This is a genomic window from Streptomyces xanthophaeus (assembly GCF_030440515.1).
Lineage (GTDB): Bacteria > Actinomycetota > Actinomycetes > Streptomycetales > Streptomycetaceae > Streptomyces > Streptomyces kutzneri.
The window spans coordinates 795051-815625 of the sequence record NZ_CP076543.1; the positions used below are offsets into that span (position 1 = coordinate 795051).

General features: G+C 70.4%; 15 protein-coding genes. 10 read left to right on the plus strand and 5 right to left on the minus strand.

Annotated elements, in window-relative coordinates; translation table 11 throughout:
* Positions 1 to 4 precede the first annotated feature (4 nt).
* Positions 5 to 886, plus strand: coding sequence for a helix-turn-helix transcriptional regulator (locus KO717_RS03565; protein WP_301364396.1), 882 nt, complete (start codon positions 5 to 7; stop codon positions 884 to 886).
* Between the two features lie 54 nt (positions 887 to 940).
* Here the strand turns inward: KO717_RS03565 and KO717_RS03570 are convergent, their stop codons facing one another.
* From KO717_RS03570 to KO717_RS03580, 3 genes are all read right to left on the minus strand, one after another.
* Complete coding sequence (locus tag KO717_RS03570) at positions 941 to 2878, minus strand: amino acid transporter (RefSeq protein ID WP_301364397.1); 1938 nt, start codon at positions 2876 to 2878, stop codon at positions 941 to 943.
* Positions 2879 to 3125: 247 nt separating this feature from the next.
* Positions 3126 to 5066, minus strand: coding sequence for a serine/threonine-protein kinase (locus KO717_RS03575; RefSeq protein WP_301364398.1), 1941 nt, complete (start codon positions 5064 to 5066; stop codon positions 3126 to 3128).
* Positions 5067 to 5140: 74 nt separating this feature from the next.
* Positions 5141 to 7111 carry an APC family permease gene (locus KO717_RS03580; RefSeq protein ID WP_301364399.1) on the minus strand — a complete coding sequence of 657 codons (1971 nt, stop codon included), beginning with the start codon at positions 7109 to 7111 and terminating at the stop codon, positions 5141 to 5143.
* A 273-nt stretch (positions 7112 to 7384) separates the two neighbouring features.
* Between KO717_RS03580 and KO717_RS03585 the strand changes: the two genes are divergently transcribed.
* From KO717_RS03585 to KO717_RS03615, 7 genes are all read left to right on the plus strand, one after another.
* Entirely contained in the window at positions 7385 to 8143 is a 759-nt protein-coding gene (locus KO717_RS03585; RefSeq protein ID WP_301364401.1) for a DUF4118 domain-containing protein, read from the plus strand.
* 239 nt (positions 8144 to 8382) lie between these two features.
* On the plus strand, positions 8383 to 8472 hold the full coding sequence (gene kdpF / locus KO717_RS03590; RefSeq protein WP_037860493.1) for a K(+)-transporting ATPase subunit F: 90 nt from the start codon (positions 8383 to 8385) through the stop codon (positions 8470 to 8472).
* Between the two features lie 8 nt (positions 8473 to 8480).
* Entirely contained in the window at positions 8481 to 10145 is a 1665-nt protein-coding gene (kdpA, locus tag KO717_RS03595; protein ID WP_301364402.1) for a potassium-transporting ATPase subunit KdpA, read from the plus strand.
* Entirely contained in the window at positions 10142 to 12241 is a 2100-nt protein-coding gene (kdpB, locus tag KO717_RS03600; RefSeq protein WP_301364403.1) for a potassium-transporting ATPase subunit KdpB, read from the plus strand. Before kdpA ends, kdpB begins: the two co-directional genes overlap by 4 nt.
* A gap of 3 nt (positions 12242 to 12244) precedes the next feature.
* Positions 12245 to 12922 carry a potassium-transporting ATPase subunit C gene (locus KO717_RS03605; protein WP_301364404.1) on the plus strand — a complete coding sequence of 226 codons (678 nt, stop codon included), beginning with the start codon at positions 12245 to 12247 and terminating at the stop codon, positions 12920 to 12922.
* A 125-nt stretch (positions 12923 to 13047) separates the two neighbouring features.
* Positions 13048 to 13731 carry a response regulator gene (locus tag KO717_RS03610; RefSeq protein WP_301364405.1) on the plus strand — a complete coding sequence of 228 codons (684 nt, stop codon included), beginning with the start codon at positions 13048 to 13050 and terminating at the stop codon, positions 13729 to 13731.
* A 4-nt stretch (positions 13732 to 13735) separates the two neighbouring features.
* Entirely contained in the window at positions 13736 to 16282 is a 2547-nt protein-coding gene (locus KO717_RS03615; protein ID WP_301364406.1) for a sensor histidine kinase, read from the plus strand.
* An 80-nt stretch (positions 16283 to 16362) separates the two neighbouring features.
* Here the strand turns inward: KO717_RS03615 and KO717_RS03620 are convergent, their stop codons facing one another.
* The gene (locus tag KO717_RS03620) at positions 16363 to 17517 is read right to left on the minus strand and encodes a serine hydrolase domain-containing protein (RefSeq protein WP_301364407.1); all 1155 of its coding nucleotides are present in this window, start codon (positions 17515 to 17517) and stop codon (positions 16363 to 16365) included.
* Positions 17518 to 17602: 85 nt separating this feature from the next.
* Entirely contained in the window at positions 17603 to 18625 is a 1023-nt protein-coding gene (locus KO717_RS03625) for a hypothetical protein (RefSeq protein ID WP_301364408.1), read from the minus strand.
* A 265-nt stretch (positions 18626 to 18890) separates the two neighbouring features.
* Here KO717_RS03625 and KO717_RS03630 point away from each other — a divergent pair, with 265 nt between their 5' ends.
* Both KO717_RS03630 and KO717_RS03635 read left to right on the plus strand, forming a co-directional pair.
* Entirely contained in the window at positions 18891 to 19640 is a 750-nt protein-coding gene (locus tag KO717_RS03630; RefSeq protein ID WP_301364409.1) for a GbsR/MarR family transcriptional regulator, read from the plus strand.
* A 27-nt stretch (positions 19641 to 19667) separates the two neighbouring features.
* Positions 19668 to 20519, plus strand: a complete 852-nt coding sequence (locus tag KO717_RS03635) for an arylamine N-acetyltransferase family protein (RefSeq protein WP_301364410.1) — start codon at positions 19668 to 19670, stop codon at positions 20517 to 20519.
* The last annotated feature ends 56 nt before the right edge of the window (positions 20520 to 20575 follow it).

Consider the following 20575-nt stretch of genomic DNA (forward strand, 5'->3'; position numbering starts at 1 on the left):
TCGTATGAGCACAGCGATCAACATGGGCGAATTCCTCCGGACCCGCCGCGCCCTCCTGCACCCTGAAGACGTCGCCCTGCCGGACTTCGGAGGCCGCCGCCGCGTCGCGGGCCTGCGCCGCGAGGAGATCGCACAGCTCGCCGGAGTGAGCGTCGACTACTACACACGGATGGAACAGGGCCGCGTGCCCAACCCCTCGGGCGCGGTACTCGACGCCCTCGCGCGCGCACTTCGGCTGGACGGGGATGCCACACGGCACCTGCACCGCCTCGCCCGACCGCAGTCCTCCGCCCGGAGCGTTCCCCGGCGCCAGGCCCAGCCGCAACACGTGCGCCCCATGCTTCAGCGGTTGCTGGACGATCTGGTGGACATACCGGCGATGGTGATGGGCCGGCGCATGGACGTACTGGCCTGGAACGCGGCGGCGGTCGCCCTCTTCGGCGACTACGCGGCCCTGGACCGAGCGGAGCGCAACATCGCCCGGATCACCTTCCTCGACGAGACGTCCCGGGAACTGTACGCGGACTGGCCCTCCTGCGCCCGCGGGAATGTGGCCTACCTCCACCTGGACGCGGGACGGCACCCCGACGACCCCCAGTTGGCGAGCCTGATCGGCGAACTGTCCATGAAGAGCGCGGACTTCCGTCGCTGGTGGGCCGAACACCCCGTGCAGGACAAGACCTCGGGAACCAAGCGGTTCCACCATCCGGTGGTAGGCGATCTGGAACTGGCCTACGAGACCCTGCGTGCAGCGGACGACCCCGATCAAGCCCTGATCACGTATGCCGCCGAGCCGGGCAGCCCCTCGCACGACGCCCTGCGGGTGCTACTGGCCTGGGCCGCCGAGGCCCCCTCCCCGGCACCGGCCGACGAGCGGGCACGCTGACCTTCCGGGCGGTCCGGGCGTCACCGCCGGCGATCCGAAGTCGCGTCGGACGGGTCAGCCGGCGTGGACGTGGGGGCGGCGGGCGCGGTCCGGTTCGGCTTCCCTGATGACCTCTCGGGTGACGGGGGCGACCTCGCCCTGGCCGAAGAGGAAGAAGCGTAGGAAGTTGGCCATCGGGTTTCCCTCGGTCCACTCGAAGTAGATGTGCGGGCGCTGGCCGGTCTCGTCCCGGACGTGGAGCAGAAAGGCCGCGAGGGCGTTGGGGATGCTGGAGCTCTCCAGGGTCAGGACGCGGTAGCGGTCGTGCAGCACTTCGCCGCGTACGCGCATGCCTGATTCGAACTCGGAGGCGTCCAGGACGGTGACCTCGACGAACATGACGTCGTCCCCGGCGGGGATGTCGTTGTCCGCGCGGATCTGTTCCTTCTTCTGCCGGTATTCCTCGCGGTCCCGGTTGTCGGGCTCGTTCGCGATGAACCGGATCGTGCGGTTGGCGGTGTCGCGGATGAACCGCTGGGCCATGTCGTCGAACTCCACGTGCGTGACGCGCAGCTCGAAGACGCGGGCGAGCCGGGAGAGGAGGGAGAGGGCCATGATGCCGGCGATGAAGCAGGCGCCGATCTTCACGCCGTCGGGGCGTTCGACGATGTTGACGCCGGTCGTGTAGATGAAGACGGCGGAGATGATGCCGAAGCCGATGGTCCAGCCGCGCTCCCCCGCCCTGCGGGCGGCGATGGTCACGGCGACCGCGGCCGAGGTGATCAGCACGAGGACACCGGTGGCGTAAGCGCCGCCCTGGGCATCGACGTCGGCGTCGAAGATCCAGGTGACCAGGAACGCGACGAGGGTGAACACGATGACCATGGGGCGCAGGGCGCGGGCCCAGTGCGGGGCCATGCCGTAGCGGGGCAGGTAGCGGGGCATCAGGTTCAGCAGGCCGGCCATCGCGGAGGAGCCGGCGAACCACAGGATGAGGATCGTGGAGATGTCGTAGACGGTGCCGAAGGCGGATCCCAGGTACTCGTGCGCCAGGTAGGCGAGGGCGCGTCCGTTGGCCTCGCCGCCGGGCTCGAACTGGGCGGCCGGGATCAGCAGGGTCGTGATGAGGCTGGAGCAGATCAGGAAGACGCTCATGATCACGGCGGCCGTGGTCAGCAGCTTCTTCGCACCGCGGATCCGGCCCGCCGGCTTCGCGGGGATGTCCTCGGGATCGCCCTTGACGTGCGGCATGACCGCCACACCGGTCTCGAAGCCGGACAGACCCAGCGCGAGCTTCGGGAACACGACGAGCGCGATGGCGATCATCATGAACGGATTGCCGTGCTCGGCGGTCAGCGCGGTCGTCCAGTCGGTGATGACCTGCGGTGCGGTGAACACGTGCCACAGTCCGACCGCCACCACGATCACGTTCAGGCCGAGGTACGTGAAGACCAGGACCACGGCGACACCGATGGCCTCGCTGAACCCCTTGAGGAACACCGCGCCGAGGAGTGCGATGAGGATCAGGGTGATCAGCACCTCGTGGCCGTGCAGGGTGCTGGTGAGGTGCGGGTTCTCCACCATGTGCGCGGTCGCGTCGGCGGCGGAGAGGGTGATGGTGATCAGGAAGTCGGTCGCCGCGAACCCGAGCAGGGTCAGGACGAACAGCTTCCCCTTCCAGAACGTCAGCAGCCGCTCCAGCATCGCGATGGAGCCCTCGCCGTGCGGACTCTCCTCCGCCACCCGCCGGTAGACGGGCAGCGCGCCGAACAGGGTGAGCAGCACGAGCACGACGGTCGCCAGCGGCGACAGCAGCCCGGCCGCGAGGAACGCGATGCCGGGCTGGTAGCCGAGGGTGGAGAAGTAGTCGAGACCCGTCAGGCACATGACCCGCCACCACGGCCGTCCGTGCGGCTGGGCGGCCGCCTCCTTGGCGGCGGGCGAACTGTTCTCGGCGGTCAAGCCTTCCAGCATCCACGCGCGCAGGCGTGACGTGCGGGCAGGGGTGGCCATCGTGGGGGACTCCTGTCGTACGGCAAAGAATCAGCCATCGACAACGACGGCTGAGCAAGCGTACGCAGACCGATCCTTTCTGCACGCGAGTGAGCAAACCCTGACGTGTCCTTAACGCGTACAGGGCCACCTGTGGCGTAGCCGGCGCACCCCCTTGCACCTGGAACCCCGCCTGCCGTCAGGTGGTGCCGGCCGAGCGGGTCGGTGACGGTCGCGGCGCGCGTGCGCCCGGACGGAGCACCCCCGGCTACGAGGGCGAGGGGGGCTCGGCGTCCCGCCGGACCGGTATCGGCAGCCGGGCGAGTGTCTGTCCGTCGCCGGACGGGGGAAGGGCGACGATGCTCAGCTCGGCCGCGACCGCCTCGCCGTCATGACTGCCGGGTGGCAGGTCCAGCAGGAGGTGGTAGTCGCGGGATTCGCCGTCCGGAACCTCGATGGGGTACTCACCGGTGCCGGGGCCGACCTGGTACCCGTGGCCGGTGAGATCGTCCACGGACGGTGTGAGCTGCTTGACGAACCGCACCTGCCCGCCTCCGGGCATCGCGACCCGCAGGGCGAGGTCGCGGGCGAACGACTGGCGGGTCCGGGCGATGAGCGCGGTCAGCTCCCCCGTGAGTTGCGACGTGGGCTCCGAGGGATCCATGACGATGTCCAGCGTGCCGGACAGTGCCGTGGTGATGGATCTGATCGCGGCCACCTCCCAGTCGGTGCCGATGCCGCGGGCGTGGCAGGTGAAGCGGCCGGCGCACGAGGCGAGCACGGAGGGCAGCTCTTCGGGGCTCTCCGCCGTGACGGTCGCATCCATGAGGAGGATCGCGGTGCGCACGGCGTCGCCGTGCGCGGCCAGCAGCCGGTCGGCTAGCCGCAGCCATCTGCCGAAGGCGACCGCCCCGACCGGCTCCAGCCCGGCCAGCGCGGCGCGCGCCTCGGCCTTGGTCTCCGCGTTCGCCCGGACCAGGCGCATGGTGTCGGGGTAGAGCATCCGGGCATGGTCCGAGCCCGCCACGACGGCGAAGGCAGCGCCCTCGTCCAGGCCGTCGACGGCGGCGGCGACCGCAGCCGTCACGGTGCGGAAGTCCGCAGCGGGGAGCCGCTCCGAGAGCCCGAGGAGGAAGACCAGGGCGCGGGGCGCCGCGGCCGCCGTGTCGTCGGGGGCTGCGCCCGCACCCGTCACCGTGACGACCGTATGGACCTCGGTCGCCTCCGGGTGAAGGAAGTCGCCGTAGTCCGCCTCCATGGTGAAACCGGAGGCGGGCGGGGCCGGGGCCGGGCGGCCGGCGTACGCGTACCGGGGGTCCGGTCCGCAGGGGGAAGCGGGCGTCGGGGCCTGTCGCGGCACGGAGAGCGGCGCGCCGGTGCGCCGGGAGATCAGGTTCCTGAGCCGGTCGGCGACGGCCCCGGCGTACTCCGGGCGGTCACCGGGATCCTTCGAGAGCAGCACGGAGACGAACCGGTCGAGTTCGACGGGCACGCCGGGCCGCAGAGAGGCCGGCCGCGGGGGTGGTGTGTGGATGTGATCCATCATCACGACCCGGAAGTCTCCGTGTGTCGTGAACGGCGGCTTCCCGGTGAGGAGGGCGAACAGGACGCAGCCGAGGGCGTACAGGTCGGCCCGGCCGTCGACCCGCCGGCCCTGGCACTGTTCGGGCGCCATGTAGTCGGGTGTCCCCATCAGGCTGCCCTCCCGGGTCAGGCCGGAGTCCGCCTGGACGAAGCCCGCGATCCCGAAGTCGCACACCTTCACCCGGCCGCCGGCGACGAGCATGAGGTTGGCGGGTTTGATGTCCCGATGGACGATGTCCGCCCGGTGGGCGTACGAGAGCGCGTCGGCCACTTGCGCGGCCAGGTCCACAGCGCGGTGCACGGGGAGCCCGGACGTCTGCTCCTGCAGCACGGTGCCCAGGTTCCGCCCGTCGAGCAGCTCCATCACCAGGTGGAGCTGTCCGTCCTGCGCGCCGCTGTCGAAGACCTGCGTGATACCTGCGTGCTGGAGCCGCGCCGTGACCTGGGCCTCGCGGAGGAACCGGTCCACGACGTGGCCGTCGGCCAGATGCGGGGGAAGGAACTTGATCGCGACCTTGCGGTCGAGCCGGGGATCGTGGGCCCGCCACACCTCGCCCATCCCGCCGCGTCCGAGCAGTGCCTCCAGCCGGTACCGGCCGCCGATGTGCATCCCCGCGACGTTCAAGGCCCCCCCCCCGCATCCCGCCCGATCCCGCGGGCCCGGCCGTCGCTGCCCCTACGGGATCTGCCCGCCGCATCCTACTGAGCGGCTCCTCCCCCTGCGGGGAACCGGCGCCGACGGGCCTTGCGGCCCGGGGTCGGACGGGACCGGAAGGGTGCCTGGGGGACGGCCGGCCCGACGTCCGCCATGATGCGGAAGCGGAGGCGGCAGATGACGGCGTCGGTGTCGCGCCGGACCGCGTGGGCGACGACGGAGCCGCGCCGGTTCCGGAGCAGCCGCTGCCACAGGTGCGCGGGTTCGGTCTCCGGGATGAGGACGGTGACCTGGGCGTCCGGGTGGGTCTGCGCGAGCCCCCGCACGTACGCCGATACGGGGCGGCCCAGCGAGCGGGTGCCCGAGGAGAGTTCGATCAGCTCGACGCCCGGGTTCCACAACTCCCAGTCCCGGTGCAGGGCTGCGGCGGCCCGCCGGTCCTCGGCCGTGGGGTGGGTGACGGTGACGGCCAGGACTTCGTCGCCGAGGGAGCGGGCTGCGGTGAGGGCCTGGCAGGTCAGGCGGGACAGACCGGAGACGGGGACGACGACGAGCGAGTGGGCCCGGTGCGGCGGCTGCGGGACGCGGCCCAGCTCCAGACGCTCGCCGATCTCGGCGTAGGCCCGGTGGATCTTCTCGAAGGCGAGGACGATCAAGGGCAGGGCGAGGACGATCAGCCAGGCGCCTTCCGTGAACTTGGTGGCGGTGACGACCACCGCGGAGATGCCGGTCAGCAGCGCGCCGAAGCCGTTGAGGGCGGCCTTGGTCCGCCAGCCCCCGGGGCGCTCGCCGTACCAGTGCCGGACCATGCCGACCTGGCAGAGGGTGAAGCCGACGAAGACGCCGATCGCGAAGAGCGGGACGAGGGTGTTGGTGTCGCCGCCGGAGAAGACGAGCAGGGCGGCCGAGACGAGGGCCAGCCAGACCACGCCGTGGCGGTGGACCTGCCGGTCGGCCTTGAGGGCGAAGAGGTGCGGCAGGTGGTTGTCGCGGGCCAGCAGGCTCATCAGCACGGGGAGGCCGCCGAAGGAGGTGTTCGCGGCGAGCGCGAGGAGCACCATGGTGGCGAACTGGACGACGTAAAAGGCCGCGTCGTGTCCGAAGGAGGCGTCGGCGAGCTGGGCGAGGACGGTGACGCCCTCGACGGGCTGGAGGTGGAAGCGGCCGATGAGGACGGACAGGCCGATCAGCATGACGCCGAGGAGGGCGCCGAGGGCGACCTCGGTGCGCTGGGCGCGGCGGGCGGCCGGGGCGCGGAAGGACGGTACGGCGTTGGCGACGGCCTCGACGCCCGTCAGTGCCGAGCAGCCGGCCGCGAACGCCTTCAGCAGCAGGAGTGCGCCGACCGCGGTGGCCCCCTCCCCGAGCGCGGAGCCGTGCCCGGCGGCGGAGGCGGTGCTGACCGGGCCGTCGCGGAAGAGGCCGACCGTGATCATCGCGAGGATCGAACCGACGAAGAGCGCGGTCGGGAGCAAGAAGGCCTTGGCGGAATCGACGACCCCGCGCAGGTTCACGGCGGTGACCAGGACCAGGACGGCGAGGCAGATCCAGACCCGCTCACCGTGCAGGCCGGGAAAGGCCGAGGTCAGTGCGGCCACGCCGGCCGTGACGGAGACGGCGACGTTCAGCACGTAGTCGAGGATCAGCGAGGCGGCCGCGACCAGGCCGGTCCGCCGGCCCAGGTGCCGCCCGGCCACGGCGTAGGACCCGCCGCCGTCGGGAAACGCGGCGATGACCTGCCGGTACGAGGCCACCAGCACCGCCAGGAGCGCGGCGATGGCGAGGGTGACCGGGAGGGTGAAACCCATGCCGTGGGCGCCCGCGGCGGCCAGGACGAGCACGATCGACTCCGGGCCGTACGCCACGGAGGCCATGGCGTCGAGCGACAGTGCGGCGAGGCCCTGGACGGCGGTCAACTTGTGGCGGTCCCCGGCTCCGGTGACGCTGGTGTCCGGGGGCTCGTCCTGGCCCGGCTGCTGAGCGACCGCGGTCGGTCTTCCTGCGTGTACGGCCATGTCGCCGGTCCCTCCGAATGAGCAAAGTGAGGACAGCGTCGAAGTCGCGCGGGCCGGCCACCAGCACCCTTGGCGGACTCCATACGTCCACCCCGCCACTCTTCACGCGTTCCATACGCGCTGGTGGGGGCGGTGTCAGGGGTCCGTCAAGGCCCGGCGCCCCGCGTTGCGCCGGCCCGACGGAAGGGCAGGCTTGATAAGGGATCCCATGAACGCGGAAGTTCTGAGCGACGCGCTTCGTCACGACCGGCTTTTCCGGACGGGAGGCCTCACATGTCCGGCTACCTCCACCGGCTCCACGACCCCCTCGCACTGGTTGCGGCCCTCGTGGCCCCCTTCCTCGTCGCGCTCGCGCTCGTGCCCTTCCGTGCGGATCTTTCGGCGACGAACGAGGCGCTGATCATGGTCGTCGTGGTGGTCGCGGTCGCCGCCCTGGGGACGCGGACGGCCGGCGCGCTTGCCGCCCTGTCGGCGGCGGCCTGGTTCGATTTCTTCCTGACCAGGCCCTACCAGCAGTTCACCATCGAGGACGGTGACGAGATCCAGACGGCGGTCCTCCTGCTCGTCGTCGGCCTGATCGTCTCCCAGCTGGCGGTCCGCACCCGCCGGCTCCAGGCGGTCGCGGTCACGGACGCGGCTCACCTGTCGAGCCTCCAGGGCACCGCCCGCCTCGCCGAGGACGGAGGCTCTCCGGAGGCGGTCGTCGAGTACGTGCGCCGGGAGCTGGTGGGCCTGCTGGAGCTGCGGGGCTGCCGCTTCGAATACGGCACCCTGATGGGGCACCTGCCGCGGCTGGAGCACGACGGCAGCGTCTGGCTGCGCCGCGGCAGGCGGATCACCGAGTACACCGAGTGGCCGGAGGGCGACACCGAGCTGCGGGCCGTCGGCGGCGGCCACTACTACGGCCGCTTCCTCCTCGACGCGTACCCCGGCCGGCCCCTGCCGGCCGAGGAGGCCCGTCTGGTGGCCGTCGCGCTGGCCGCTCAGGCGGGCGCCGCCCTGGACTCTGCCGGCCTGCCCCACCAGGTCTGATGCCCCGCAGGTGGCATGCGCCGTCAGGACGGCGTCAAGAGTCCCCGTCCCCCCGTATGGACCCCGTCAAGGCGTCTTAACACCCGGGTGAAGACACGGTTGTCTCGACATCGGCCACCTGGCCGATTCATTTCTTCCCACTTCACTCAGGAGCTCGCGATGGCCGATCTGGCCTTCGTCGTCACCACGGTCGCGGTGTTCGCGCTGGTGGCTCTCATCGCCCGGGGGGTGACCAAGCTGTGACGGTCGAGAACGTCGTCGGCCTCGTCGTGGCCGTCTCCCTGCTCGGTTACCTCGTCCTCGCCCTCGTGTACCCGGAGAGGTTCTGAGCGCTGATATGAGCCCCGTGACCGCTGGTGTGCTCCAGCTGCTCGCGCTGATCGCCGCGCTGGCTCTGGCGTACCGTCCCCTGGGCGACCACATGGCCCGCGTCTACTCCTCCGAGAGGCACTACAAGCCGGAGAAGTGGATCTACAAGGCCATCGGCGCCAACCCGTCGGCCGAGATGCGCTGGCCCGCCTACCTGCGTGCCGTCCTCGCCTTCTCCGCCGTCAGCGTCCTGTTCCTCTACCTCCTGCAGCGTGTGCAGGGGATCCTGCCCGGCTCGCTCGGCTTCGTGTCGATCGACCCGGACCAGGCCTTCAACACCGCCGCCTCCTTCGTGGCCAACACGAACTGGCAGTCGTACGCCGGCGAGCAGGCCATGGGCCACGTCGTACAGACCGGCGGCCTGGCGGTCCAGAACTTCGTCTCGGCGGCGGTCGGCATGGCCGTCGCGGTGGCCCTCGTACGGGGCTTCGCGCGCTCCCGCACCGGGGAACTCGGCAACTTCTGGGCCGACCTGGTGCGCGGCACCGTCCGCATCCTCCTGCCGATCTCGGTGATCGGCGCGATCGTCCTGGTCGCCTGCGGCGCGATCCAGAACTTCGCCGGCATCCACGAGGTCGGGCAGTTCCTGGGCGGCAGCCGGCAGTGGAACGGCGGGGCGGTCGCCTCGCAGGAGGTCATCAAGGAGCTGGGCACGAACGGCGGCGGCTACTTCAACGCCAACTCGGCCCACCCCTTCGAGAACCCCACCCCCGTGTCGAACCTGTTCGAGATCTTCCTGATCCTGGTCATCCCCTTCGCGATGACCCGCACCTTCGGCCGCATGGTGGGCAACCTGCGCCAGGGCTACGCGATCCTCGCCACCATGGGCGTCATCTGGGTCGGCTTCACCGCGCTCATGATGTGGACCGAGTTCGCCCACCACGGCCCGGCACTCCAGGCCGCGGGCGGGGCGATGGAGGGCAAGGAGACCCGCTTCGGCATCGGCGCCTCCGCGATCTTCTCCGTCGCAACCACCCTCACCTCGACCGGTGCCGTCAACTCCTTCCACTCCTCCTTCACCGGGCTCGGCGGCGGCATCCAGCTGCTGGGCATGCAGCTCGGCGAGATCGCGCCCGGCGGTGTCGGTTCCGGTCTCTACGGCATGCTGATCATGGCGATCATCGCGGTGTTCATCGCCGGCCTGATGGTCGGCCGGACCCCCGAGTACCTGGGCAAGAAGATCGGCACCCAGCAGATCAAGCTCGCGGCCTGCTACATCCTCATCACGCCCGCGCTGGTCCTGTGCTTCACGGCCGCCGCGATGGCACTGCCCACACCGGGCCACTCGATGGCGAACCCGGGGGCGCACGGGTTCTCCGAGATCCTCTACGCCTACACCTCGGGCGCCAACAACAACGGCTCCGCCTTCGCCGGCCTGAACGCCGACACGCAGTGGTTCAACAGCACCATCGGCATCGCCATGCTGCTCGGCCGTTTCCTGCCCATGGTCTTCGTCCTCGCGCTGGCGGGCTCGCTCGCCGAGCAGAAGCCCGTCCCCGGGACCGCCGGCACCCTGCGTACCGACAAGCCGCTCTACGCGGGCCTGCTCGTCGGCACGATCCTCATCATCACCGGTCTGACCTACTTCCCGGCCCTGGCGCTGGGTCCGCTCGCCGAAGGGCTCGCATCATGAGCACCGCCACACCGACCCGTGCTCCGCACGACGACCTGCCGACCGGCCACAAGCCGCCTGCCGGCCCCGTGGGTGGGGGGCTGTTCGACCCCGAGGCGCTGCTGAAGTCCTTCCCGGACGCGGTCCGCAAGCTCGATCCCCGGGTCATGGTCAAGTCGCCGGTCATGTTCGTGGTCCTGATCGGGTCGGTCGTCACGACCGTCCTGGCGGTCACGGACCCGACGAACTGGTTCGGCTGGGCCATCACCGCCTGGCTGTGGCTGACCACCGTCTTCGCCAACCTCGCCGAGGCCGTGGCCGAGGGCCGCGGCAAGGCCCAGGCCGACACCCTGCGCAAGGCCAAGACCGACACCGTCGCCCGGAGGCTGACGGGAGCGGCCGAGGAGTCGGTGCCCGGCACGGATCTGCGGATCGGCGACCTGGTGGTCTGCGAGGCCGGGGACATCATCCCCGGCGACGGTGACGTGGTCGAAGGCGTCGCGTCCGTGGACGAATCCGCCATCACCGGCGAGTCCGCTCCGGTGATCCGCGAGTCGGGCGGCGACCGCAGTGCGGTCACCGGTGGCACCAAGGTGCTGTCCGACCGGATCGTCGTCAAGATCACGACGAAGCCCGGCGAGACCTTCATCGACCGGATGATCGCGCTCGTGGAAGGCGCCGCACGGCAGAAGACGCCCAACGAGATCGCCCTCAACATCCTGCTGGCCTCGCTGACCATCGTCTTCCTGCTGGCCGTCGTCACCCTGCAGCCGTTCGCGATCTACGCGGACGCCGAGCAGTCCATGATCGTCCTCACTGCGCTCCTGGTCTGCCTGATCCCCACGACCATCGGCGCGCTCCTCTCGGCCATCGGCATCGCCGGCATGGACCGCCTCGTGCAGCGCAACGTCCTCGCAATGTCGGGCCGGGCCGTCGAGGCCGCCGGTGACGTCTCCACGCTCCTGCTCGACAAGACGGGCACCATCACCCTCGGCAACCGCCAGGCCTCGGAGTTCGTCCCGGTCGAGGGCACGACGGAGGCCGAGCTCGCCGACGCCGCGCAGCTGTCCTCGCTGGCCGACGAGACCCCCGAGGGCCGTTCGATCGTGGTCCTCGCGAAAGAGAAGTACGGGCTGCGCGAGCGCCATCAGGGCGAGCTCGCCGGAGCCGAGTGGATCGCCTTCACCGCCCAGACCCGCATGTCCGGTGTCGACGTGGACGGGCGTAAGACCCGTAAGGGCGCGGCCGGTTCGGTCATCACCTGGGTCAGGGAGCAGGGCGGTCAGGTCTCCGGCGACGCCGACCTCCTCGCCGACCGCATCTCCGAGGCCGGCGGCACCCCGCTCCTGGTGGCGGTGGAGGACGAGGAGGGCGCCCGCGTCCTCGGTGTCATCCACCTGAAGGACGTGGTCAAGGCGGGCATGCGCGAGCGGTTCGACGAGCTGCGCCGCATGGGCATCAAGACCGTCATGATCACGGGTGACAACCCGCTGACGGCGAAGGCCATCGCCGAGGAGGCGGGTGTCGACGACTTCCTCGCCGAGGCCACTCCCGAGGACAAGATGGCCCTCATCAAGCGGGAGCAGGCGGGCGGCAATCTGGTCGCGATGACCGGCGACGGTACGAACGACGCCCCGGCGCTGGCCCAGGCCGACGTGGGCGTGGCGATGAACACGGGTACCTCGGCCGCCAAGGAGGCCGGGAACATGGTGGACCTGGACTCCAACCCCACCAAGCTCATCGAGATCGTCGAGATCGGCAAGCAGTTGCTGATCACGCGGGGTGCCCTCACCACGTTCTCCATCGCCAACGACGTGGCGAAGTACTTCGCGATCATCCCGGCCATGTTCGCCGTGGTCTACCCGGGCCTCGACAAGCTCAACGTCATGGGCCTGTCGTCGCCGAACTCCGCGATCCTCTCGGCCGTCGTCTTCAACGCGCTGATCATCATCGCGCTGGTCCCGCTCGCCCTCAAGGGCGTTCGGTACCGGCCCACCAGCGCCGACAGAATGCTCCGCCGGAACCTGGGGATCTACGGACTCGGCGGCCTGATCGCCCCGTTCATCGGCATCAAGATCATCGACATGCTCATCTCCCTCGTCCCCGGAATCGGCTGAGCCATGAACAACTCTCTACGCAACACGGCGCGCCTGATCGGCGCGGGTCTGCGGGCCCTGCTGGTTCTGACGGTGATCTGCGGCGTGCTCTATCCGCTGGCCGTCACGGGGATCGCCCAGGCCCTGTTCAACGACAAGGCCAACGGCTCCGAGATCAAGGACAAGAGCGGCCAGATCGTCGGCTCCTCCCTCATCGGACAGACCTACAACCTGCCCAAGGCCGACCCCGACGACCCGGAGGAAGCCGCCAGGCCGGACCTCAAGTGGTTCCAGCCGCGCCCCTCCGGCGGACTGGGCAGCAACAGCGTCAACACCCAGTACGCGCTGATCCTTTCCGGCGCCACCAACAAGGCCGCCGACAACCCGGACCTGGTCAGGCTGGTCGAGGACGCCAAGGCCGCTGTCGTCGCGGACAACACGACGGCCTCGTACACGGTGAAGCCCCAGGACGTCCCGGCCGACGCCGTCACCTCCTCCGGCTCCGGCCTCGACCCGAACATCTCCCCCGCGTACGCGAAGATCCAGATCCACCGCGTCGCCGAGCGGAACGACCTCGACGTCGAGCAGGTCGAGAAGCTCGTGGAGCGGAACACCGAGGGCCGCACCCTCGGCTTCATGGGCGAACCCCGCGTCAACGTCCTCGAACTCAACACCGCGCTCAGGGCACTGACCAAGAGCTGAGACCGAGCACAGCAAAGGTCTGGAGCCGGCGGGACGCACCTCTCCCCCAGCCACGGCCGGGCGGGGAAACCGGACGTCCCGCCGGCTCCGCCCCGTACCCATCGAACGAGGAAGGCCCTACACCGATGATCAAGGTGCTGGTGGTGGAGGACGACGGCCAGCTCGTCCGCGCACTCAAGATCAATCTGGAGGCGCGGAAGTTCGAGGTGCAGACGGCTCCCGACGGAAACACCGGCCTGAGACTGGCAGCCGCAGGGGGGCCGAGCGCCATCCTGCTGGATCTCGGCCTGCCGGACATGGACGGCATCGACGTGATCAAGGGGGTACGGGAAACCAGTGCCGTCCCCATCCTCGTCCTCTCCGCGCGTCACACCTCCGAAGAGAAGATCCGGGCCCTGGACGCGGGGGCCGACGACTATGTCACCAAGCCGTTCAGCATGGACGAGCTCCTCGCCCGGCTGCGCGCCGCCGTCCGCCGCCGGGAGGCTCCGGCGCCCGCCGACGAGATCGCCACGGTCACGACCGAGGACTTCACCGTCGACCTGGTCGCGAAGAAGGTCAGGCGCAACGGTCGCAGTGTCCGGCTGACCCCCACCGAGTGGCAACTGCTGGAGATCCTGATCACCCATCCCGGCAGGCTGATCAGCCAGAAGAGGCTTCTGCTCGATGTCTGGGGGCCGACGTACGCCGAGAACACCAACTACCTGCGGGTCTACATGGCTCAGCTGCGCCGCAAACTGGAAGCGGACCCCTCGCACCCGAGATACCTGATCACCGAGCCCGGTATGGGCTACCGCTTCGAGGGATGACGTCATGGGACGCGGCAGGTTTCGTATCTATCTGGGCTCGGCCCCCGGCGTCGGCAAGACGTACGCGATGCTTTCGGAGGGCCACCGCCGGGTGGAGCGGGGCACCGATGCCGTCGTCGCCTTCGTGGAGCACCACGGCCGGCCGCGCACCGAGGTGATGCTGCACGGCCTGGAGCAGATCTCACGGCGCGAGTTGGAGTACCGGGGGTCCGCCTTCACCGAGATGGACGTGGACTCGGTCCTCGCCCGCCGCCCCGCCGTGGCGCTCGTGGACGAACTCGCGCACAGCAACGTGCCGGGCTCGCGCAACGCCAAGCGCTGGCAGGACGTCGAGGAACTCCTCCGGGCCGGCATCGACGTCGTCTCGACCGTCAACATCCAGCACCTGGAGTCGCTCGGCGACGTCGTCGAAACGATCACCGGGGTGCGGCAGCGGGAGACCGTTCCCGACGAAGTCGTGCGGCGCGCCGACCAGATCGAGCTCGTCGACATGTCGCCCCAGGCCCTGCGCCGCCGTATGGCCCACGGAAACATCTACAAGCCCGACAAGGTCGACGCCGCCCTCTCGAACTACTTCCGGCCCGGAAACCTCACGGCACTGCGCGAGCTCGCGCTGCTCTGGGTCGCCGACCGGGTGGACGAATACCTTCGCGAGTACCGCGGCGAGCACAACATCCGCACCACCTGGCAGGCCCGCGAACGCATCGTCGTCGGGATCACCGGCGGGCCGGAGGGACGTACCCTCATCCGGCGTGCCGCCCGCCTCGCCGAGAAGGGCTCGGGCGGCGAGGTCCTCGCCGTCTACATCGCCCGCAGCGACGGGCTGACCGCCGCGTCTCCGAAGGAACTCGCCGTCCAGCGCACCCTGGTCGAGGACCTCGGCGGCACCTTCCACCACGTCATCGGCGACAACGTCCCCGACGCCCTGCTGGAGTTCGCCCGCGGGGTCAACGCCACCCAGATCGTCCTCGGCGTCAGCCGCCGCCGCTCCTGGCAGTCCGTCTTCAGCCCCGGTGTCAGCGCCACGGTCGCCCGCGAGTCCGGACCGGACCTCGACGTCCACATCGTCACCCACGACGAGGCCGCCAAGGGCCGCCGCAGCCTGCCCGTCGCCCGCGGCGCGCGGCTCGGCAGACCCCGCCTCATCTGGGGCTGGCTCACCGGCCTCGCCGGCCCCGCCCTGCTCACGGTGGGGCTGAGTCAGGCCGTACCCGAGCTGGGTCTCGCCAACGACATGCTGCTCTTCCTCACCTTCACGGTGGCGGCGGCACTGCTCGGCGGACTGCTCCCCGCCCTCGCCTCGGCGGCCTTCGGGTCCCTGCTCCTGAACTACTACTTCACCCCGCCGGTCCACAGGCTCACCATCGCGGACCCCAAGAACATCGTCGCCATCGCGATCTTCGTCGGGGTGGCCGTGTCGGTGGCCTCCGTGGTCGACCTGGCCGCCCGCCGGACCCATCAGGCCGCCCGGCTGCGCGCCGAGTCCGAGATCCTCTCCTTCCTGGCCGGCAGCATCCTGCGCGGCGAGACCGCCCTGGACGCCCTGCTGGAACGGGTGCGCGAGACGTTCGCCATGGAATCCGTCGCACTGCTGGAGCGGGGTACGGACGTCGAGCCGTGGACCACCGCGGGCAGCACCGGCCGGAACCCGGTCACCCGCCCCGAGGACGCCGACGTGGACATGCCGATCGGCGAGAACATGGCCCTGGCCCTGTCCGGGCGGGTGCTGCCCGCGGAGGACCGGCGCGTCCTCGGCGCCTTCGCCGCACAGGCGGCCGTCGTACTCGACCGCCAGCGGCTGGTCGACGAGGCCGAGCAGGCCCGCCTCCTGATCGAAGGCAATCAGATCCGGACCGCGCTCCTCGCCGCCGTCAGCCACGACCTGCGCACTCCGCTCGCGGGCATCAAGGTCGCCGTCACCTCGCTGCGTTCCACCGACGTGGAATGGTCCGAGGAGGACCGGGGCGACCTCCTGGAAGGCATCGAGGAGGGCGCCGACCGCCTCGACCACCTGATCGGCAACCTCCTCGACATGTCCCGCCTCCAGACGGGCACCGTCGTCCCGCTCATCCGCGTGACCGATCTCGACGAGGTCGTCCCGATGGCCCTGGCCGGAGTCCCCGAGGACGGTGTGGACCTCGACATCCCCGAGACCCTGCCCATGGTCGCCGTCGACCGGGGCCTCCTGGAACGGTCCGTCGCCAACATCGTCGAGAACGCCGTCAAGTACAACCCGGCCGGCCGGCCCGTCACCGTCTCCGCCAGCGCCCTCGCCGACCGTCTGGAACTACGCGTCGTCGACCGGGGCCCGGGCGTCCCCGACGAGGCCAAGGACCGGATATTCGAACCGTTCCAGCGGCACGGAGACGCGCCCGCCGGTACCGGGGTCGGTCTCGGGCTGGCGGTCGCCAGGGGCTTTCTGGAGGCGATGGACGGCACCCTCACCGCCGAGGACACCCCCGGGGGCGGCCTGACGATGGTCCTCACCCTCCCCATCGCCGGAGACGCCCGTCCGGTGGCCGGGGAACTCCCGGCCGACGCCACGACGTGACCGGCGGCGGGTCCCGAACCCCCGACCACCCGGACCTCCCCGCCGCGTGAGGGACCGGGCGGGAAGTCCGGGAGCGGCCGTCAGCTTCCGGCAGCCGCGCCGAACTCGGTGGTCAGGATGTCGTCGAGGACGCCCAGGCCGCTCCAGTCGCCGTTGACCTGGCCGGTGAGCAGGTGCTTGCCGTCACGGGAGCCCATGGCGCAGGTCCACGAGCCGTACGTCGCGCCCGCGTTGCCCCAGACCGTGGCGCCGGACGGCAGGGACCAGGAGAACACGCCCAGGCCGTACCGGGTGCCCGGGATCCACGGGACGGGTCCCGTGGTGTCGACGGTGGTGAACATCTCCCGCTGCTGTTCGGCGGGCAGCAGGTGGCCCTGGAGCAGCGCGCCGAAGAAGCGCTGCAGGTCCCCCGTGGTCGAGATGATGCCGCCGGCCGCCCATGCGAAGGACTGGTTCATGTCGGTCGCGTCGTGGATCTCGGGCGGGGCGTCGGAGACGAAGAGGGTGGAGTAGTGCCTGGGGTGCGGCCCTCGGATCGTCGGTTCCGTGTCGGGGAGGTAGGTCCCGGTCAGCCTCAGGGGGTGGACGATCCGCCGGGTGAGCGCTTCGGCGAGCGTCCCGCCCGTGACCTTCTCGACGATCAGGGCGGCCAGGAAGTAGTTGGTGTTGGAGTAGAGGAAGGCGTCCCCCGGGGCGAAGGGCGCCGGGGTGGCGAGAGCGATCCCGATCAACTGCTCGGGGGCGTAGGTGTCGTAGCGGTGCTGGAACCACGCCGCGCCGATGCCCTTCTTGAAGAACTCCGCGTCGTTGCCGTAGTTGAAGATGCCGCTGGTGTGGTTGAGCAACTGGCGGATGGTGATCGCACGGCCGTCGTAGCCGTTGCCCGCCACCATCCCGGGCAGCCACTGCTCCATCGTGTCGTCGAGGCTCAGTCGGCCTTCGGCCGCCAGCTGCAGGACGAGCGTGGCGGTGAACGCCTTCGTCGTGCTCCCGATCCGGAACCGCTCGGCCTGGCGGCGTTCCTCCCCGGTCCCGGTGTCGGAGACTCCTGCCGAACCGAACCACGTGCCACGCTCGTCGCGCACTTCGACGGCGATGCCGGGAGCGCCGCCCGGGGCGGTGGCGCGGGCCAGTACGTGTTGCATCGCGGAGCGGTCGGGGGTGGTCGCGACGGCCGCTGCGGGGACCGCCGGCGTGCCTTCTGCGGTCGCCTCGGTGGAAGAGTTGCTGGTCATGTCGGTGTTCCTTTCAGGAGTTCGGGTTCCGTCGGTCGTTCGGTGGATCGGTGGATCGGTGGGTCGGATCAGGGAAGGGGCGGCGTCAGCGCGCCGGTTGGGCAGGCTCAGGAATCCCGGCCGGTCGCGCCGCGGCACGCTCGGCCGCCGCGCCCTCGGCCGCGGCGCGCTTGGCGGTCACGATCACTCGTGCGGTGGTCCCTGCCGTGAGCAGCAGCACCGCGGCGAGGGCGAGGAGGGTGGCGGTGTCCGGATGGATCAGGGACTGTCCGCGCCACGCCTGCCAGGTCACCACCGCGACCAGCCCCGTGTAGCCGAGGGCGGCACTGCCGACCAGCCGGGCCCGTACCTTCTCGTCACGCAGCCAGACGCGCTCGGCGGCCAGGGCGGCCAGTACGGCGGCGATCAGGAGGAGCACCTGGATGCCGTGCAGGGCGAAGAAGTGCGGTACCCGGAAGTCGCCGCCGGTCGCGCTCCAGTTGGTGAGGGGCATGCCGTGACCGTCGGGGTCACCGATGCCGTGGCCCTGGTACATCTGCACGGAGTGGCCGTTGGCGTCGGTCACCGTACGGGAGTGAATCTCGGTGACCATCCAGAAGACCGGCACGACCATGCCGAAGGTGGCGAGCGCGAGGCCGGAGCGGATGGCACGGTTGAGCGCCGCTCCGCCCGTGCGCTGGATCAGGACGACGACGGCGAGGACCAGCTGCGCGATGACGATGACCATCACGCCGAAGGTGAGGAGCGGGACCAGGGCCAGGGTGACCGGGTCGGTCCGGTCCGCGTTGAAGTGGCTGAAGGTGCCGCGCGCCGCCTGGACGGTGATCGCTGCCACCTCCACGGTGGCGGCCACCGCGAAGACGGTCCCCAGCCATCGCCCCAGCCGCCTGCCCCTGGTCAGCTTGGTCAGCAGCCATGCCAGCGTGGCCGCGTAGAGGCCGAAGGCGAAGCCGAACTTGAGCGGCTTGACCCACACCGACTCGTCCAGCAGCGTCCGTCCGTCGACGACGGTGCCGACGCCGGCGACGAGCACCAGGCCGAACATGAGGGCGGCGCAGACCATCAGCGGCCGGTGCCAGGCACGCACGGGGGCGAGCAAGGACGTCATGGGGGGCTCCGATCAGGGCGGCGAGCAGCCCTCGTCCGGGCCCGCTCGATTCACATCGCTTGTTCGCGAATGACTAAAAGCTAAATTGCTTTCACTCTTTCGTCAATCATAAAATCGACTCCACCTGCATTCATGCAGGTCATTGACGAAATCTCTTGCAATGACAATGAAGGCGAATGCAAATTCAGCCTCAAGGGATTTGCAATGAACTGGCCGTGAAAGCAATACTGGGCACCCACGAGGACCTGACACGGAGGCAATGCCGATGCCCGGAGGCAGACTGACCCACGACGAACGACTGGAGATCGCGAAGGGGTTGGGGGAAGGACTCAGCTACACGGACATCGCCGGGCGCCTGGGCCGGCCCATCTCCACGGTCACCCGGGAGGTGGCCCGCAACGGCGGCCCCGCCGCCTATCGGGCCGATGCGGCCCATCGCGCCACCACGGGCCGCGCCCGCCGCCGCAAGCAGTCTCCGGCCGCCTCGCCGACGGCCTCCGCGACCACGGGCGACGCACACGGACGCGACCCGGAGGCCGTCCTCGAACTGGAGGAACAGTTCACGGCGATGATGGTCGGTACGGGTCTCCCGCGGATGACCGCCCGAGTGCTGACGTGCCTGTACGTCACCGATGGTGGCAGCCTGACCGCCACCGAGCTCGCTCAGCGCCTCCAGGTCAGCCCCGCCTCCGTTTCCAAGGCCGTCGGCGAACTCGAACAGCAGGAGCTCATCAGGCGCGAACGCGACCCCGGCCGGCGGCGCGACCGGTACGTCATCGACGCCGATGCCTGGTTCCGGGGCTGGATGGCGAGTGCCCGGCAGAACGCCATGCTGGCCGACTTCGCCCTGCGCGGCGCCGAGGTCCTCGGCGCCGCGACGCCCGCCGGCACCCGGATGCAGGACATAGGCCACTTCTTCGAGCACGTCGGCCGGACCATGATCCGGGCGGCCGAGGAATGGCGGCAGGCCGATACCGAGAGGCGACGCAGTGGATCGCCGGAAGCCGTACGCTGATCATCCGTTCGGACGGCAAGGGGGAGCATGATCGACGTCGACGGATATCTGGCCGTGCTGGAGGTGGACCGGCCGACGGCCCCGACCGCCGAAGTGCTGTGGGCACTGCATCGGGCACAGGTGGAACGGGTCGCCTACGAGACCCTCGACAACCAACTGGGACGGCCGACGGGCATCGGCGCCGCGGAATCCGTGGCCCGGATCTTGCGCGGGCGCGGCGGCTACTGCTTCCAGCTCAACGGCGCCTTCGCCGCACTGCTGACGGCTCTCGGCTACGACGTGACGCTGCACCGGGCCGGGGTGCAGGGAGAGATCGAGGACCGCGAGGGCCCGGGCGGCGACCATCTCGCGCTCACCGTCGGGATCGACGGCGAACGGTGGCTGGTCGACACCGGACTCGCCGGCGGAATGTACGAGCCGCTGCCGCTGCGCGAAGGCACCTACACCCAGGGGCCGTTCACCTACGCGATGGCCCCGTCGTCGGTGGTGCCCGGCGGCTGGCGGTTCACCCATGACCCCCGCGGCGCCTTCACGGCGATGGTCTTCGCGCCGGAGCCCGTGGAGCTGTCCTCCTTCGCTCCGGAGCATCAGCGGCTGTCCACGTCCCCCGAGTCCGGATTCGTCCGGGTTCTCCAGGTCCAGCTCCGCGACGCCAAGGGCGTGGACATGCTGCGCGGTTGTGTGCTGCGCCGCATCGACGCCGAAGGCACGTGCGAGCGGACCATCGACTCGGCCGACGACTGGTACGACGCACTGGCCGGCGTGTTCCATCTGAACCTGGCCGACGTCGACGCCTCCGCGCGAGCGGCGCTGTGGCACCGCGTCCACACCGCACACCAGGAGTGGGAGGCCGCAGGGCAGCGTGCGGCGACGCCCTGACGGGGCGATCGGCGCGTACTCCCGCCCACGACCGGCACATACATACATCGACGACG

Coding starts and splice junctions, on each gene's coding strand:
- KO717_RS03585 (WP_301364401.1), top strand. CDS start 7,385: ATGTCCGGCTACCTCCACCGGCTCCACGACCCCCTCGCACTGGTTGCG.
- KO717_RS03565 (WP_301364396.1), top strand. CDS start 5: ATGAGCACAGCGATCAACATGGGCGAATTCCTCCGGACCCGCCGCGCC.
- KO717_RS03635 (WP_301364410.1), top strand. CDS start 19,668: ATGATCGACGTCGACGGATATCTGGCCGTGCTGGAGGTGGACCGGCCG.
- KO717_RS03570 (WP_301364397.1), bottom strand. CDS start 2,878: ATGGCCACCCCTGCCCGCACGTCACGCCTGCGCGCGTGGATGCTGGAA.
- KO717_RS03625 (WP_301364408.1), bottom strand. CDS start 18,625: ATGACGTCCTTGCTCGCCCCCGTGCGTGCCTGGCACCGGCCGCTGATG.
- KO717_RS03615 (WP_301364406.1), top strand. CDS start 13,736: ATGGGACGCGGCAGGTTTCGTATCTATCTGGGCTCGGCCCCCGGCGTC.
- KO717_RS03610 (WP_301364405.1), top strand. CDS start 13,048: ATGATCAAGGTGCTGGTGGTGGAGGACGACGGCCAGCTCGTCCGCGCA.
- KO717_RS03620 (WP_301364407.1), bottom strand. CDS start 17,517: ATGACCAGCAACTCTTCCACCGAGGCGACCGCAGAAGGCACGCCGGCG.
- kdpB (WP_301364403.1), top strand. CDS start 10,142: ATGAGCACCGCCACACCGACCCGTGCTCCGCACGACGACCTGCCGACC.
- kdpA (WP_301364402.1), top strand. CDS start 8,481: ATGAGCCCCGTGACCGCTGGTGTGCTCCAGCTGCTCGCGCTGATCGCC.
- KO717_RS03580 (WP_301364399.1), bottom strand. CDS start 7,111: ATGGCCGTACACGCAGGAAGACCGACCGCGGTCGCTCAGCAGCCGGGC.
- KO717_RS03605 (WP_301364404.1), top strand. CDS start 12,245: ATGAACAACTCTCTACGCAACACGGCGCGCCTGATCGGCGCGGGTCTG.
- KO717_RS03630 (WP_301364409.1), top strand. CDS start 18,891: ATGCCCGGAGGCAGACTGACCCACGACGAACGACTGGAGATCGCGAAG.